This window comes from Colwellia ponticola (assembly GCF_005885605.1).
Classification (GTDB): Bacteria; Pseudomonadota; Gammaproteobacteria; order Enterobacterales; family Alteromonadaceae; genus Colwellia; species Colwellia ponticola.
Map to the genome: position 1 here is coordinate 1 of NZ_SZVP01000213.1, position 409 is coordinate 409.

At 34.2% G+C, this 409-nt stretch carries 1 protein-coding gene; it reads left to right on the plus strand.

What is annotated here, in order from left to right:
- Positions 1-221: VOC family protein (locus FCS21_RS17945; RefSeq protein WP_503328527.1), on the plus strand; the 221-nt coding region annotated here is incomplete at its 5' end.
- Positions 222-409 lie beyond the last annotated feature (188 nt).

Consider the following 409-nt stretch of genomic DNA (forward strand, 5'->3'; position numbering starts at 1 on the left):
AAGCAGCAACTAATGAACAGTCAGAAAAAGTGGGAAATCAAACGGGTGGACGCGTTTTTCTATTTTTGAACACTGATGATTTTGAAAGAGATTATCAAAATTTATTGGATAATAAAGTAGAAATTATCAGAGAACCTATTTTGGAAGCGTATGGCAAAGTAGCTGTTTTTGCTGATATTTACGGCAATCTTTGGGATTTAATAGAACGAGCTGATAACTAGAATAAATAAATTTTATTCACATGAACACATTAAACGACTTACATAAAATATCTGGCTCTTTTTCGAATACCGAAAAAATGCCGGTTTTGTTTTTGGGACACGGAAGCCCGATGAACGCAATTGAAGATAATCAGTTTGTGACGGGTTTTCGAAATTTGGCTAAAACGTTACCGCAACCAAATGATAAA